Annotated in this window: 2 protein-coding genes; both read right to left on the minus strand. The window is 58.3% G+C overall.

Going from position 1 to position 780, the window contains the following annotated elements; translation table 11 throughout:
- Positions 1-137: 137 nt before the first annotated feature.
- The gene (locus RIFP1SYM_RS18675; protein WP_005966887.1) at positions 138-347 is read right to left on the minus strand and encodes a transposase; all 210 of its coding nucleotides are present in this window, start codon (positions 345-347) and stop codon (positions 138-140) included.
- 20 nt (positions 348-367) lie between these two features.
- On the minus strand, positions 368-780 hold a 413-nt coding region (locus RIFP1SYM_RS18680; RefSeq protein WP_139042193.1), incomplete at its 5' end, for a transposase.

Below are 780 nucleotides of genomic sequence, written 5' to 3' on the forward strand. Positions count from 1 at the left end.
GGGTAACCCCTCAACATACCGGGGCCTCGCATAGGGTGAAGCAGGAAGATGCGTGAGCTTTCCAGCGATCAAGTACGCGATGGCGATCAGACTCCGGGTTGTCCGGTAACCTCTGGCTCTCGCCTTGGCCGCCTGGATCAGGGAGTTGATGCCTTCGCGCGCCCGTTGCTCAGGTGAGAGGTGAACCCGTTGAGAATGCCCGTGAGGTGCTCTTTGATGCTGGTCGCCAGCTTCTTCATCTGCACCACCCGGCATCTGCGCGCCCAGCTGTACCACTCCATGAGCAATTGTTCCGCAGTGTCGCGACTCATCGGAGTGGAGAGAATCTCTCGCAGGGACTCTTTCACCTCCCAAGCCTTTGTTGTCTTCAGCGGGATCGGCTCAAGCAGTACATCATGGCGCTCTGCTTACCGCTCAGCTTGCTCTGGTCTTTCAGGTAGCACCAGCGACTGTTGCGCAGGATGGGCCCCTCCTTGACCTCCTGCCGTCGGACCTCATCGACCGCCTTATTGGCCAGCTGGACGACATGAAACTTATCAAAGGTCAGATCTGCGTTCGGCAGGTGGGCGCCAACGCCTTTGATAAAGGCCTTCGGCATGTCAGTACAGGCGGCTGTGATATTGCCAGCGTCACCACCGTGGGCTGTCAGGTCTTCAGTAAAACGCTCAACCGTGGAATGGTCACGCCCCTCACAAGCGTAGAGCAAACGCCCTTCCTCAAGATCGTGGAACAGGGCGATATAGTTGTGGCCGCGCCGGGAAGCGGTCTCGTCGATACCAA

The sequence above is a fragment of the endosymbiont of Riftia pachyptila (vent Ph05) genome (assembly GCF_000224455.1).
Classification (GTDB): Bacteria; Pseudomonadota; Gammaproteobacteria; order Chromatiales; family Chromatiaceae; genus Endoriftia; species Endoriftia persephonae.